We start from the raw sequence: 13,898 nt of genomic DNA, 5'->3' as shown, positions 1-13,898 counted from the left end.
CCTCTTGCGCCATAGGGATCAATGGATTCTTATTGAGGGGCCTTTTCACCCTGTTTCCGACGCAAATCGTGACGAAATTACAGTGTTTTTCCCTGATTTCTACGATTTGGGCTCTTCTCCAGCACTCGCCGGAGCCAAAATCCATCGCCTTTCTACAGAGGAGCTGCGTAAGAATTGTGAGGCCTTCTTAGGTCAGAAACCTGCTGCGGCCCCCGTAGGAAAAGCACCTTGGAACGAACCTTTGAAAGAGCATTTCGCAACAGCCTTACATCGCACGCAAGATCTCATCAAAGAAGGTAGAATAAAAAAAACCGTTCCGGCGGTCTTTGCTCGCTCTGAGCAAACAGTGACTCCGCAAGAGCGCGCGCAGATGATTTTGACTCTTTTGGAAACGCCGAAAACTTTGTACGTCTATGGTTTATGGCAAAATGGCGAAGGCGTTTTAGGAGCCACTCCAGAACTTCTTTTTGATTATGCAAAAGGACATCTGCGAACGATGGCTTTGGCCGGCACATGTCCCAAGAGTGAATCCACACGTCGTGAATCTTTGCTTCGCGATGAAAAAGAAATGCAAGAGCACCTCTACGTTTTAGAAGACTTGATGTCGGTGCTGCACCCGTGGGGTGATGTGAAGACCGAAGGTCCGAAAATTGTGGAGCTCCCGACGCTGTACCATTTAAAAACCGATGTTGAAATTCAATGCAAAACAAAGCCTGAGTTTTTCTCATTGATTCAGCAAATGCATCCCACTCCTGCGCTGGGAGTAGCACCTCGTTCGGCAGGGTACAAATGGATGAAAGAGTTCCCCGGACAAGAGGGGCGCGGCGGTTTTGGCGGTCCCTTTGCCTTTATCGGTAAAGAGGAGGCTGTGTGTCTTGTCGCCATTCGAAATTTGCAGTGGAATAAGACGTCTTCTATGATTGGTTCCGGCTGCGGCGTTGTCGCTGCCAGTGAATTGGAGCGTGAGTGGAGAGAGCTTTATCAAAAACGCCTGTCCGTAAGAAAGATTTTGGGGCTTGATGTATGACAAATATGGAGTTAGCGGGAAAAGTCATTCAAGAGTTGGTGTACACCGGAGTGCGCGAGTTTGTTCTTTGCGCTGGTGCACGCAACAGTCCGCTAGTGTATATCCTTGAAGAGAACAAAGACCTCAAAGTGTATTCCTTCTTTGAAGAGCGTTCGGCGGCATTTTTTGCTTTAGGCCGTATCGCAAGCACACGTCGTCCGGTTGCGATCATCACCACATCGGGAACAGCCGTCGCAGAGCTTTTGCCTGCGGCTGTTGAAGGAACTTATTCTTCATTGCCACTGATTATGGTGACAGCAGATCGTCCGAAACACTATCGCGGCACAGGGGCTCCGCAGACGATTGAACAAGTGGGAATCTTTTCTTACTACAACGAAGTTGCTCTGGATATTGATGCAGAAAATTCTCACGTGTCTTTCAAATCTCTTTCTTGGAAAAAACCAATCCATGTGAATGTGTGTTTTGAAGAGCCGCTCATCGACGGTCCCGTTCCTAAGATTGATTTCCCAGGTCACTCCGAAAGAACAAAACTTCCAGGGCAGTTGCCACTCGGAACTTTGAAAGAGATGGAAAACTTCCTGAACTCTCACAAACCTCTGGTGATGGTGGGCATTTTGCCAGAGAAAGCTTACGGCACCGTGCTTGATTTCTTGAAGCAATACAAAGCTCCGGTTTACTGCGAAGGCATTTCAAGTCTGCGCGGTCATCCCGACATCAAAGACATTGAAATTCGCTCTGGCGAGCAGATGATTCATCGAGTTTTAAAATCGCAACTCTGTGACTCTATCTTGCGTATCGGTGGAGTTCCCACGACGCGCGTGTGGCGTGATCTTGAAGACAAGTACAAAGATATTCCGGTGTTCTCTGTGAGCTTTAATCACTACACAGGACTCAGTCGCCCTGTGCAGCACGTGAACTCTTTGGATTTGTTAAGCCAGGTGGAGTTTTCAAATCCTCAGCGTGAAAATATTAAATTGAACATCGAAGACAGCAGTCGCGCGGAAACCGTGCGCGGTCTTTTGATGAAATATCCTGATTCAGAACAAGGTATGATCTACGCACTTTCGCAAAAGATGAAAGGCGGCTCGATCTACCTTGGAAATTCACTCCCGATTCGTGAATGGGATTCGTGCTCTTCGCACGATGCTATTCCTTTGCGTGTTGCCGCCAATCGCGGAGCCAACGGCATTGATGGACAGCTTTCGACGTTCTTGGGATGGGCCCATCCTGAGGCAGAAAACTGGTGCCTTGTTGGGGATTTAACAGCGCTGTATGATTTATCGTCACTTTGGGCAACTTCTCAGCTCGATGCGCGTAAACTTCGTATTGTCGTCATCAACAACGGAGGAGGCCAAATCTTCTCTCGTATGTTCAAAAAAGAGATATTCGTAAACAAACACCAGATTTCTTTCGAATCGTGGGCAAAGATGTGGAATTGGTCTTACCAAAAGTGGCATAATATTCCTGTGAATACACAATTGGACGATCATCAAATCATCGAGCTCATCCCTAATTGGGAACAAACTCAAGAATTCTGGAAGGAGTACGAATCTCTGTGGAAAGAGTGAACCTCTTTTTCCTTCACGGATTTTTAGGAAGACCTTCGGATTGGGCGGTGGTGAAAGCACATCTCCCGCAGCACGATGGTCTTCGTATTTTTACTCCTGATTATTTCAAAGATGCCGCTTTAGGACCACAACACACGTTTGAAGAGTGGGCCGGCAATTTCATAAAACTTGTTGAAGCCCACGGTTGCGCAGGAGAACGCAACATCCTTATCGGATACTCTCTTGGCGGGCGCTTGGCTTTGCACGCTCTCGAAAAAAGGCCGGCGCTTTGGTATAAGACAATTCTAGTTTCCACAAATCCTGGCTTTAACGATCCTCACGAAAGTTTTGATCCGATCTCTGAAGAGCGCCGTCAACGTTGGATGAATGATTCCTACTGGGCCGAAGAGTTTTTAAAAGCTCCGTGGGAAACGGTTTTACGCAATTGGAATGCGCAGCCTATTTTTGGTGGAGGAGAAACGGAACCTTTGCGTATTGAAAAAGAATATTCTCGTGAGACTTTGAGTCTTGCCTTAACCCAATGGTCTTTGGCGCAACAAAAAAACATGCGTTCGGTGATTCAAAAGAATATTCAAAAAGTGATTTGGATGGTCGGGGAGCGCGACGAAAAATTTATGGAGATGTCTCGTCGTTTGCAGGAAGAGGTACAGGGGCTTCGTTTAGAAACCGTACCAGCCTCTTCCCATCGTGTTCTTTTTGATAGCCCCAAAGATTTGGGCGAAAGAATCCGTCAACTAATTCAGCAGCTTCTTTAAGCCGTCATCAATCCATGTGCGATATTGTTTAACATTCATGTAGATGGATTTTTCTGCGCAGACATCTTTGTTGTCGATGTACTGTTTCTTTTCGTCTTCGCGAATTTCGTCAGGAACGGTCCATGAAATCGCGGAAGCAATTCCCACAACGTAGTCTTTGCCTTGATAGCGCATCAAAGCCGGTCCGCCAGAGTCACCGCTGCAAATACCTTGTCCCGATTTTTGGTCCACGTAGAATTGGCTTTCGTTGGCACTCATGCTGTCGATTTTAAGATCGACGTTGCGAAGAAAGCCGGAGCCTTGCGTGTCGGTACTTGGAACTTTTTTGCCAGAAACACGGCCGTAGCCTGCGGCTGTGAAGGTATAACCAGCCTTTAAAGGAAAGCTGCTGTCGGGAAGAAGTAAAGTTTGATAACCGTCCGGAGCATTGCCCTTAATCAGAATCAAAGCGAGATCATTGCGATCGGCAGAATTGGATTTTTTGTATTTATCATGCACCCATGTTTTTGCAGCATAGCGCATGACATAGTCGCCAGACAGAGGCTTTAGGCCGAATGCCAAGGTAAGACCTTTGTAGTCGGCTCCCACGCAGTGAGCGGCCGTCAGGATCACGTCTTTTTTGATAAGAAGACCTGTGCAGTAGGTTTTTGTTGGATTGTCATAGATAAGCACAACGTATTTTGAAATCACATTGTCTTTCGTGGTGTCCTTTCCACCTACGATAGCGTCTGAATCCACCAGCGTGTCTATCGCGGATTGAGATCCTCCGCACGCCGTCAAAGCTAAAACGATTAATGAGCTGACGTACAACTTCGTTTTCATATTTCCCCAATTGAGCGTCCATTCAATAACAAAAGGGCTGCTATTTTCCTAGCAGCCCTTTGCAGTTTGAAAAAACTTTTTGGTTTCTTATCCGAGATTAATTTTGAATCTGAGGACTTACCAACGAAGTGGAAAGTTTGTTGGCCATTCTGTTCAACCATGTCTTGTAGTACAAAGCACTTGTGTAAGCAGAGTACTTCGTGCAGTCATTGGCAAGGTCGTCAACTCCGCGGCTTGTAACACCCCAAAGGTAGTATTTACCTTTGATTTCGATGTACGCCGGACCGCCAGAGTCACCGTGGCAAGCGCCTGTGCCTTCAGTTTGGTTCAACTTGATTTCAGAAGTGCTGAACTGAGGATCTTCGATCTTAACAGTCGTCATGCGCAAAGTTCCCGCGCCGTCTCCCGTCACACCGTTTGTGATTCCGTATCCAGCAAGAACGACAGAAGCACCTTTTTTAAGAAGTTTTTTATTACTATTGCTAAGGAAAGTCGCTGGTTTGTAACCGGCAGGAACTGTTCCTGTGAAATGGATCAAAGCGATGTCGCCAGTATCCTTCTTTTCGTTTTGACGAGATTCCCAGTATTGAGAAATTTCGATTTTATCAACTTGGCGACGCTCTGATTTAGGTCCCAAAGCCGTATCGAACATGACGTACATAGCGTCTTCGAATTGCCCGATACAGTGAGCTGCCGTGAGAACTAAGTTGTTTGGAAGAAGAGAACCTGTGCAAAGTTGGCCTTCGTAAGAGTCATAAACAGCCACGATACTTTCTAGAATTTTATCACCGGCTTTAACTTCTGTGCCGCCAATGATTCCGTCGCCTGTCGCCTGAACTTCGCCTGATGAATTGTTAGCTTGAGGTGCGCAGGCTGTAAGAGCCAGACTTGAAACGATCCCCGCCAAAAGCAATTTATTCAGTTTCACTTAATCCCCCCGGATTCACACCACAACCCTCTGTGATGCGTGAAAGCTAATAAACCCAATTTGGAACCACTTTACAAGTTGATAATATTTATGGCTTCCATAAGGGACCGCGAGATCCCTTATGGATGAAATTCTTACAGATGTTTGAAGCTCTCTGTAGCTTCAATAAGAGCTGAGCGTGTTCCAGGCTCCATAGCTGCATGGCCCGAGTCAGGAACGATTGTAAATTTTGCTTCAGGCCACGCCTTGTGAAGTTCCCACGCAGAGCGCGCCGGGCACACAACATCGTAACGACCTTGCACGATAGCGCCGGGAATGTGGCGGATCTTCGCAACGTTTTCCAAAAGCCAATTGTTGGTTTTAAAGAAAGCGTTGTTCGTGAAGTAGTGGCACTCAATGCGCGCAAAGCTCAAAGCATATTCGGGATCATCAAATTCATCGATGGCTTTAGGGTCCACAATCAAACGAGAAGTCGCCGCTTCCCACTTGCTCCACGCTTTAGCTGCCTGCAAGCGCACGTCTGAATTTTCGTGAGTCAGGCGTTTGTAGTAAGCGGCCACCATATCGTGGCGTTCGTTTTCTGGAATCGGTTTGAGATATTCGTCCCATACGTCAGGGAAAATTTGTGAAGCGCCTTCTTGATAGAACCATTGAATTTCAGAAGGACGGCACAAGAAAATTCCACGCAAGATAAGCGCTTTGGTGCGTTCCGGATGAGTGATCGCGTAAGACAGAGCCAAAGTAGAGCCCCAGCTGCCGCCGAAGACCACCCATTTGTCGATCTTAAGCATTTCGCGAATGGTTTCGATATCTTTCACCAAATCCCACGTCGTATTTTCGCGAAGTTCAGCGTTCGGAGTAGATTGTCCAGAACCGCGTTGATCAAAAAGAACAATGCGATAAGTTTTTGGATCAAAAAAACGACGATAATCAGGATGAACTCCACCACCTGGTCCGCCGTGCAAGAACACCACTGGTTTTCCCTGCGGATTTCCACACTCTTCCCAGTATAAAGTGTGAATATCTGAAACTTTCAGCATGCCTTTATTGAAGGGTTCAATCTCTGGAAAAAGCTCAAGCATGGAATACTCCTCATGGTTGAAGTGATGTCCCAGAATTTCTCTTAGCTTGGTGGCTTTGTCAAAGTGTGGAGCGGCTTATAAAGATCTAATGGGTTTTATTAATTTCATTGGCGATTTCAGCACTGATGAAAATGATGATCGAAGAGTAATACACCCACATCAGAAGAACGATGAAAGAGCCAGCCGCTCCATACAAAGAGGCTAAAGCACTTTGGCCCAAATAAAGGCCGATCAATGTTTTTCCAATAGAAAATAAAAACGCCGTGATCAGTCCAGCCGTGATGGCAACGACGGCGGGGATCGGTCGTTGAGGAATGAAAAAGTAAATCGCGCCAAAGAGAATGCTAAAAATAATCAGCGAAACTAAAAGGTTGATAGATTGCACGACGACAGCGGCCAGCCCATGAAGGGTCATGGAAATAAATGAAGAAACAACCAGTGACACCAAGGAAATAAAAACGAAAGCCAGCACCATTCCCATACTGAAGATTCGCCGCTTTACAAAGTCCATCGACGATTGAAGAAATCCCGGTTCACCTTCGGCAGGAGCCATGTCGACTTCGAAGATGGTATTGAGAGAGCGGCGCAATTGACTGAAGATCGCTCCTGCTGAAAAAAGCAAAGTGATAACCCCGATGATGCCGGCAAATCCGCGAGCCTCGGGCGTTTTATCCGCACTCAGCGCAATGGTTTTGATCGCTTGACTGGCTTGAGCACCGACTAAGCCTTCTACCTGGTGAATCAATTCATTCTTAAAATCAGCTCCTAAAAAAGAAACAAAGGTGATCAAAAGAATCATCAACGGAGCCAGTGAAAGTGCGGTGTAATAAGAAAGGGACGCTGAGAGATCCCAAATTTTATCTCTGTCGAGCTTATCTAGGAACTCATTACTAAGAATGCTTCGAAGGGAGGCCGAGAGTTTCATGGGTTTAAAGTAGCATAAACTGCGGATAGGCCCTAGTTGCCATTGAACACAAAGGATCCGGGTTTATTTTTCTTTGGTAATTCACAATCCCTGTGTTATGCAGTCCCCAACAGCACGTCAGCGGATATAATTTCATGGGTAGGGGAAATGCATGGAAAAAACCAAGCTGCTGGTTGTGGACGATCACATCGAAAATATTCTGTTCCTGTCGCACTTGATTTCAAATGCCGATGTCGAAATTATCACTGCCAGAAACGGTGAGCAGGCGTTGGCACATTTGATGGATCATGAATTCGGTTTGGCTTTGTTAGATGTGCAAATGCCGGGAATGAGCGGCTTTGAATTAGCCCGCCTTATCCGTGCTGCTAAAAAAACAAAACATCTTCCCATGATCTTAATGACCTCTGAGCAGCGCGAGCGTTCCATGCTTTTTGAAGGCTATGAAACCGGAGCTGTGGATTTTCTTTTTAAACCTCTAGATCCTCACATCGTTCGCAGCAAAGTGCGCACGTTTGTTTTGTTGGATCAACAACGTCGCTTAGCTCAAGCCCATGTGCAAGAAGTAGAAACGCTCAAACGAAAAGCTGAAGAGGCAAATACGGCCAAAAGCCATTTTCTTGCGAATATTTCCCATGAGATTCGAACTCCGCTGGGAGCTGTTCTGGGATTCGCTGACATTCTTTATCAAGACAAAGTTAACGAAGACGAGCGTAAAGTTTTTTTGGATGCGATTCGCAGAAACGGGGAACTTTTATCGCGTTTGATCGATGATCTTTTGGATCTTTCGAAAATCGAAGCGCAGCGCCTGGATTTTGAAAGAAAAGAAGTTTCTATTAAAGATGTGCTAACCGACGTTCAATCGGTTCTGGGCTTTCGTGCCAGTGAGAAAGGGATCGCTTTAAAGACATCAATACCCGAAGAAGATCTGATGATGATGGGTGATCCATTGCGCATCAAACAGATCTTGCTGAACGTGATTGGTAACGCCGTGAAATTCACTGATAAAGGGGAAGTCCGCGTTCAGGTGAAAGATCAGGAATGCAAATCTCCCGCAGAGGCAGGAAGACTTCGTAAGATCATTTTTACCGTTGAGGATACGGGACTTGGATTAACTCACGCCGAGGTCCAAAGACTGTTTCAGCCATTCAGTCAGGCCGATGTCTCAACAGCACGACGTTTTGGCGGAACAGGTTTGGGCCTTGTGATTTCAAGGCAGCTTGCGCGTTTGATGGGTGGAGATTTACAGCTTGTTTCTTCGCAAGTCGGTGTCGGTTCTGTTTTTGAAATTTCTTTGTTGTTAGAATTAAGTCCTTATGTGCAGCAGACTCTTTCAACGGTGAGCGGGAAAGATTCTTCTGCACAGGCATCTTCCATTGCAGGGAAAACAATTTTAATCGTTGATGACGTGAGCGACAATCGTCTGTTGATTGACCGATATTTGCGCTCGCAAAATATCACGCTTTTGCAAGCGGGAAGCGGGCAGGAAGCTTTGGACCTTTTGCAAACTTCACAGCCGGATTTAATTCTTATGGATATTCAAATGCCGGTGATGGATGGCTACGAAGCTGTTCACCGCATTCGTATGCGTGACTTTAAAGCGCCGATCATTGCGCTGACGGCTCATGCAATGAGTGAAGAGACGAGAAAATGTTTGAGTGCGGGATTCGATGGCGTTTTAACAAAACCAACTCGTCGAAATGAATTGATCCGTATTTTGCATGAATGGTTGACATCGCAGAATCAAAGCTATGATGTGACTTCGACCTTGTAAAAACAAAAAAGCCTGGTTTCTTACCAGGCTTTTTACTATTTAAAATTCTTTTTAAAACTTTGCCAGTAGTCTTGATAATCCTCTTGGATAAATCCTTTTTGCAAAGCAAAGTCTGTCACCATGTACGGCACACGTGATTCAAACATGAATGCCATGGTATTTTGGATTTTGTTTGGCTGCAAATCTGCTTTGCTCGCTTTTTCAAATGTTTCGGCATCGGGTCCGTGAGCCGAGAAGAAGTTGTGAAGACTTCCTCCACCTGGCATAAATCCACCGGCTGTCTTTGCATCGTATTCGCCGTAGATAAGGCCCATGTACTCGCTCATGATATTGCGATGGAAATATGGAGGACGGAATGTGTGTTCAGCGACCATCCAACGAGGGGGGAAGATCACAAAGTCCACGTTCGCCGTTCCTGGTGTGTCGCTAGCTGAAGTCAGAACCGTAAAGATAGAAGGATCTGGATGGTCGAAGCTCACGGTGTTGATTGTGTTGAATTTGCGAAGATCGTACTTGAATGGGCAGTAGTTCCCATGCCAAGCGACGACGTCTAGTGGAGCGTGATTCATTTCAGCACTCCAAAGTTCGCCGTTGAATTTTCCAATAAGTTCGAAAGCGCCTTCTTTATCTTCGAAGGCTGCGACCGGAGTTAGGAAGTGGCGACGATGAGCTAAGCCATTGGCACCAATCGGTCCAAGTTCTGGAAGGTGAAACGGATGACCGAAGTTTTCGCCGATGTATCCTGTGCAGCGAGGGCTGTTCAAAGGATTGACTTGGAATTTCATTCCGCGCGGAACAAGAACGATTTCTCCGGGTTCGGCTTCGATGAAGCCCAATTCTGTTTTCACTTGCAGAGAACCCGTTTGTGGAACGATCACAAAATCGCCATCGGCATTCATCATGTAACGGTTTTCCATTCCTTTGTTGAAGGAATAAAGATGAACGTGGATGCCTTTTTGTTCGTGGCTAGAGCCATTGCCGCAAACAGTGCGAATACCCTCAAGGAAATGCCCGTTGGTTTCAGGAAGAGCATTCCAGCGCATTTGATTAGGATTTGTGTGTTGCGGTTTAAAGAATGTTTTTTGTGTCAGCTCTTTCAAAGGCTTGAAAGCTTTGTGCATGACGGACGGACGCAGGCGATAAAGCCACGTGTACAAATTCTGCGCGCGGGGAGCTGTGAAAGCTGAACCGCTGAGCTGCTCTGGATAAAGGCCCAAAGGCGCCTTTTGTGGAGAGTTTTGGTCTTGAGGAAGCGCACCGGGGCGCGCTTCAGATGAAAAATGATTTCCAAAGCCAGAGAGATATTTGTTTTCCATAGGTAGCTAATACCATTTTTTGTGTTCGATGATCAAGCAGCGATTGGAAACGACCTTGATTCCTGCGTCTTCAGCGCGTTTCTCCGCCTCGGGGTTGGAGATTCCTAATTGCAGCCAAAGAACTTCAACCCCACCGGCTTCTAAAACTTCATCGACGACTTCGGGAATACGTTCGGAACTGCGAAACACATCCACGAATTTTCGGTATTCAGCGGGAACTTCTTTTAAAGTTTTATAGATTTGAAAACCGCCCACATCGTGGGCTTTTGGATAAGTTCCCACCATTTGCCAGCCGTGGTCACGCATGTAGACGGGAACATAGTGGCTGGCTTTTGTGGGATCGCCACTGAGGCCATAGACGGTGAATTTTTTGTATTTTTCTAGAAGGCTCTTAATTTCATTGTCTTTGACATTCATAGTGGCTCCTTCTTGAATCAAATCAATCTTGTGGAGGAATGGCAATAACTCCTGAACGATATTTCTCACTGCGAGTCCAACGCGGCGATCCTCCGGAAGCCAGAGGATTGAATTCTCCCACTTCCAGATTATCGATCGCATCAAGGCGTCGCATGCTGTGGGCTTCAATCACTTTTGAGAAGGCTCCCGGAAAAACGTGATAACCAGCGTGTGCCGTGCCGACGAAGAAAGGCACTTTCTTAAAACTTTCCGGAAGAACTTTATCAAAGCCCACCAAAGTAGATTTATCATCAACGCGAACGGTGTAGTACATGTCTCTTCTCATGACGGCGTCATAGCGCATTTGGTGCATGCCCCAAGCGGGATGATAAATGAATTGTCCAAAATCATTGCGCACGCCTGAATCCCAATTAACTGGTTTGCCAGCCATGATCAACGGATCTTCGGCATCCCATCGTGCATTGAGGTCAGGACGAGGATTCCAGTAAAGAACTTTCCATCCTAATTTTTGCAAATGCTGAATTAGGACAACGCCAGAGGTGCCATTGGCGATGGTGTTTCTGTCGATGCGTTCCCACAGATTTTTAAGCACAGGATTTTGAGTCGCTTCAAAGCCTTCTTTAAGACATTTGCGAGTCAGTCCTATGCAGCTAATGCCCTCAAGTTGATTGATGATTTCTGCAGGAGCACCAGCGCGACGAATGACTTCCAAGCGTTCTTCGCGGGTGTCAATCGCAGGATTGCGGTCGCCGTAGTATTTAGAAATTCCATATTTATTAAAAAAAGCGACGTGTGTGTCCCAAGTTCTTTTCAAGCACTGACTTGCTACCGTAGATACGATGTTTTTGTTTTGAAGATAAGTTTGGAGTTCTAATTTGCTTACAACCAGATCAGACGGTTTGTTTTGCGCAAAAGTAGTTGCTGATAAAGTTAAACCGATGAACAAGAACGACACGTTTTTTAGAAGAGAAACAGACATCGTAAACCTCGCTTGGAAAAAGCCATTTCTAGTCGAAGGCTTGTTTGATTTCCACTGATTTAGCGAGGGAAGACGGGCTTTGCAAATTTTTCTGATTTGATTCTAAGCAGGCGTTCTCTGCGCTGACAGAGAACGCTCCGTCAGCGCGCGAGGGAAGGTTTACTGATTGTAATAGAGTTTCAATTCCACGCGACGATTCGTAAGGCGGCCTTGTTCTGTTTCGTTGCTGGCAATGGGTTGAGTTTCTCCGTAACCCACGGCTTCAACTTGATCTTCGCTCAGATTGAACTTGCGACGAAGAATTTGCGCGACCGTTTCTGCGCGGTTTTGGCTGAGCTCTTGATTGTATTCGTCAGAACCAATGCTGTCTGTATGACCGACAACGATGATTTTTTTAATTTTGACCTGAGACATGCTTGAAAGATTTTTATCCAACTCTCTTTGAGAAGCTTTCGTCAGGTTGCTTGTATTGAAAATGAAGTTTAAGTTTTTAAGCAGAAGCGCTTTTGCTGGTTTTGGAATTGCCACGACATGCACAAGTGCTTTGGCTTTTTGTCCTTGTTCGTCTTTAACAATAACTTCCACGTCACCGGGATGTGTCGGTGCCATGTACTTCAAAGTGCGGCTGGAGATACTTCCAAAAAACTCAGGGCTTAAATCCGCTGTGTAGGGAGCAGTTCCACCTTTGGCTTTGATGTGAGCAACACCACCTGTATAGACCGTGATTTCAGATGGATTGATTTCTAGTGATTCTGCTGAAATGCTTGGGGAGGCATTGCTTTCGCGAACACGCACAGGAACTGTGACAACAGCACCTTCGGCATCTTTAACGATGATTTCATCGTCACCGATTTGATCGTAAGCTACGTATTCCATCGTCGTTTCGTCAAAATAACCTAGACCTTGAGAGAGTTCATACTGATAAGGAGCGACGCCGCCACTGACAGTGATTTTTTGCTTTTCATTTTGGGCGAGGTTGAGTTCGTAAGGAAGAACTGACAAGGTCGAGGTTTTTGCAACCGCCGTCGTTGTTGTCGTTTCTTTTGAACTGAAGCCAAAGAAATGATTGATACCGAGATACACACGATAATCCGGAGCCAGACCTTTCGGCATGACTTCGGCAGTTGCTCCAAAATGTCCCCAAAGATTTCTCGCCAGACGGTATTTTCCACCCAGAAGAACTTCGAGGGAACTAATGTACTTTTGATCAGGATGATCATCTTTTTTAAGACCGTAGGAACTAAAAAGCTCAGCATGGAAACGCCATTTTTTTGTAAGCCCCGTAACATAACCTGCAGAGGCGATCAGCTGATCACTCACTGGCAAGAAATAATCTGTAGCAGCAGGATCTCCGGGAGTTCTCTTTCTATAACCTAAGTTAAATCCATAACCGCTGTCGCGATCTCTTTTGTCGTAAATGAATTCAATATTCCAAATAGGAGCCGGAGAGTTTCCGATGTAAGGATTGTCGACGGAAGTAGTGAGATCCGCAGAACCAGCGACAGCGAAGCCGCCAGTTTTTTCTTGGGAGATATTGTATTTAAATCCCAATCGGTGCCCATTGATTCCCTCAGAGATAAAGTTCTGCTGGCTTTGGCCCGAGTCGGGCTCTTGACTGAAATATCCTGGCATTGAGTAAGTGAGTTCTAAATTGCGAGTCACGCCCCAAGCGAAAATCAAGTCGAACGTAAAAGCCTTATCCTTGTAATCGACAAAGTTTTTTTGCACGAGATTGTCATAAACACTCAGTTCGTTTCGCACGTAAGCGGCGAAGAAACCGATATTGAAATAATTTTTTTCCAAAGTTTGGGACGAATGAATGTTCTGAAATACCAGAGAATCTGGATTGGGTGCAAAGGTCTGCATGTTTCCCAAAACATTCGCCTGCGCTGGTGAAGTTATGGTGAGGGCGGCAAGAAAACAAATTAAAAACGCTCTAAAAATTTTCATTAAGACCTCGTGACCACACGGTTGATAAGAACAAGAATAACAGCTCCGGCAATGCCGATTAGAATTCCCTGCCAGCTAAAAGCAGTGTAGGTAGGCCAGTGAAACATACGAGGCGCCAGGAAGTTGCCCAGAAAAGATCCAGCTAGACCCAATAAGATCGTGCGAATCCAGCCCATGGCTTCACTGCCTGGAATGACCAACTTTGCGGCGACGCCCACTCCAAGTCCAAGAACGGTCCAAAGAACCATTTGATTAAAAAGGGGATGATGCAAAATGGAGTTGATATTCATAGTTGTGCCTCTCTTGTTTAGGTTAACGTGATTCATTTTGACTGAGTAGTAATTCTGCAATTCTCTCG

13 protein-coding genes are annotated in these 13,898 nt (G+C 45.9%); 4 read left to right on the top strand and 9 right to left on the bottom strand.

The annotated features are described in order from the left end of the window. Positions 1-4 precede the first annotated feature (4 nt). Genes AAAA78_RS16420 through AAAA78_RS16410 form a run of 3 tightly spaced genes read left to right on the top strand, consistent with a single transcriptional unit; the run spans position 5 to position 3,350 of the window. A complete protein-coding gene (locus AAAA78_RS16420; protein WP_340593185.1) occupies positions 5-1,027 on the top strand; it encodes a chorismate-binding protein in 1,023 nt (340 codons plus the stop codon). After that, positions 1,024-2,595: a 2-succinyl-5-enolpyruvyl-6-hydroxy-3-cyclohexene-1-carboxylic-acid synthase gene (menD, locus tag AAAA78_RS16415; RefSeq protein ID WP_340593184.1), complete on the top strand. Its 1,572-nt coding sequence runs from the start codon at positions 1,024-1,026 to the stop codon at positions 2,593-2,595. Before AAAA78_RS16420 ends, menD begins: the two co-directional genes overlap by 4 nt. Then, positions 2,583-3,350: an alpha/beta fold hydrolase gene (locus AAAA78_RS16410; protein WP_340593183.1), complete on the top strand. Its 768-nt coding sequence runs from the start codon at positions 2,583-2,585 to the stop codon at positions 3,348-3,350. Before menD ends, AAAA78_RS16410 begins: the two co-directional genes overlap by 13 nt. Here AAAA78_RS16410 and AAAA78_RS16405 read toward each other — a convergent pair. The 4 genes from AAAA78_RS16405 to AAAA78_RS16390 form a co-directional block, all read right to left on the bottom strand. Further along, entirely contained in the window at positions 3,330-4,172 is an 843-nt protein-coding gene (locus AAAA78_RS16405; RefSeq protein WP_340593181.1) for a S1 family peptidase, read from the bottom strand. The two genes, AAAA78_RS16410 and AAAA78_RS16405, sit on opposite strands and share 21 nt — an antisense overlap. Before the next feature lie 97 nt (positions 4,173-4,269). After that, positions 4,270-5,100, bottom strand: coding sequence for a S1 family peptidase (locus AAAA78_RS16400; RefSeq protein ID WP_340593180.1), 831 nt, complete (start codon positions 5,098-5,100; stop codon positions 4,270-4,272). Between the two features lie 134 nt (positions 5,101-5,234). Further along, on the bottom strand, positions 5,235-6,182 hold the full coding sequence (gene pip / locus AAAA78_RS16395) for a prolyl aminopeptidase (protein ID WP_340593179.1): 948 nt from the start codon (positions 6,180-6,182) through the stop codon (positions 5,235-5,237). Between the two features lie 85 nt (positions 6,183-6,267). After that, positions 6,268-7,107, bottom strand: coding sequence for a YihY/virulence factor BrkB family protein (locus AAAA78_RS16390; protein ID WP_340593178.1), 840 nt, complete (start codon positions 7,105-7,107; stop codon positions 6,268-6,270). 151 nt (positions 7,108-7,258) lie between these two features. On the opposite strand from AAAA78_RS16390, the gene AAAA78_RS16385 reads away from it, so the two are divergent. Further along, on the top strand, positions 7,259-8,878 hold the full coding sequence (locus AAAA78_RS16385; protein ID WP_340593177.1) for a response regulator: 1,620 nt from the start codon (positions 7,259-7,261) through the stop codon (positions 8,876-8,878). Between the two features lie 35 nt (positions 8,879-8,913). Here the strand turns inward: AAAA78_RS16385 and hmgA are convergent, their stop codons facing one another. The 5 genes from hmgA to AAAA78_RS16360 all read right to left on the bottom strand — a co-directional run bounded on the left by hmgA (position 8,914) and on the right by AAAA78_RS16360 (position 13,830). Then, complete coding sequence (gene hmgA / locus AAAA78_RS16380) at positions 8,914-10,194, bottom strand: homogentisate 1,2-dioxygenase (protein ID WP_340593176.1); 1,281 nt, start codon at positions 10,192-10,194, stop codon at positions 8,914-8,916. 6 nt (positions 10,195-10,200) lie between these two features. Then, positions 10,201-10,611 carry a CoA-binding protein gene (locus AAAA78_RS16375; RefSeq protein ID WP_340593175.1) on the bottom strand — a complete coding sequence of 137 codons (411 nt, stop codon included), beginning with the start codon at positions 10,609-10,611 and terminating at the stop codon, positions 10,201-10,203. A 22-nt stretch (positions 10,612-10,633) separates the two neighbouring features. Next, positions 10,634-11,590 carry a hypothetical protein gene (locus AAAA78_RS16370; RefSeq protein WP_340593173.1) on the bottom strand — a complete coding sequence of 319 codons (957 nt, stop codon included), beginning with the start codon at positions 11,588-11,590 and terminating at the stop codon, positions 10,634-10,636. Positions 11,591-11,749: 159 nt separating this feature from the next. Continuing rightward, positions 11,750-13,540 carry an OmpA family protein gene (locus tag AAAA78_RS16365; RefSeq protein WP_340593172.1) on the bottom strand — a complete coding sequence of 597 codons (1,791 nt, stop codon included), beginning with the start codon at positions 13,538-13,540 and terminating at the stop codon, positions 11,750-11,752. Continuing rightward, positions 13,540-13,830: a GlsB/YeaQ/YmgE family stress response membrane protein gene (locus AAAA78_RS16360; protein ID WP_340593171.1), complete on the bottom strand. Its 291-nt coding sequence runs from the start codon at positions 13,828-13,830 to the stop codon at positions 13,540-13,542. The genes AAAA78_RS16365 and AAAA78_RS16360 overlap by 1 nt, the downstream gene beginning before the upstream one ends. Between the last annotated feature and the right edge of the window lie 68 nt (positions 13,831-13,898).

The sequence above is a fragment of the Bdellovibrio sp. BCCA genome, from assembly GCF_037996825.1.
Lineage (GTDB): Bacteria > Bdellovibrionota > Bdellovibrionia > Bdellovibrionales > Bdellovibrionaceae > Bdellovibrio.
This window is presented reverse-complemented; position numbering and strand designations above follow the sequence as displayed.

Coding starts and splice junctions, on each gene's coding strand:
- menD (WP_340593184.1), top strand. CDS start 1,024: ATGACAAATATGGAGTTAGCGGGAAAAGTCATTCAAGAGTTGGTGTAC.
- AAAA78_RS16405 (WP_340593181.1), bottom strand. CDS start 4,172: ATGAAAACGAAGTTGTACGTCAGCTCATTAATCGTTTTAGCTTTGACG.
- pip (WP_340593179.1), bottom strand. CDS start 6,182: ATGCTTGAGCTTTTTCCAGAGATTGAACCCTTCAATAAAGGCATGCTG.
- AAAA78_RS16390 (WP_340593178.1), bottom strand. CDS start 7,107: ATGAAACTCTCGGCCTCCCTTCGAAGCATTCTTAGTAATGAGTTCCTA.
- AAAA78_RS16385 (WP_340593177.1), top strand. CDS start 7,259: ATGGAAAAAACCAAGCTGCTGGTTGTGGACGATCACATCGAAAATATT.
- hmgA (WP_340593176.1), bottom strand. CDS start 10,194: ATGGAAAACAAATATCTCTCTGGCTTTGGAAATCATTTTTCATCTGAA.
- AAAA78_RS16375 (WP_340593175.1), bottom strand. CDS start 10,611: ATGAATGTCAAAGACAATGAAATTAAGAGCCTTCTAGAAAAATACAAA.
- AAAA78_RS16370 (WP_340593173.1), bottom strand. CDS start 11,590: ATGTCTGTTTCTCTTCTAAAAAACGTGTCGTTCTTGTTCATCGGTTTA.
- AAAA78_RS16365 (WP_340593172.1), bottom strand. CDS start 13,540: ATGAAAATTTTTAGAGCGTTTTTAATTTGTTTTCTTGCCGCCCTCACC.
- AAAA78_RS16360 (WP_340593171.1), bottom strand. CDS start 13,830: ATGAATATCAACTCCATTTTGCATCATCCCCTTTTTAATCAAATGGTT.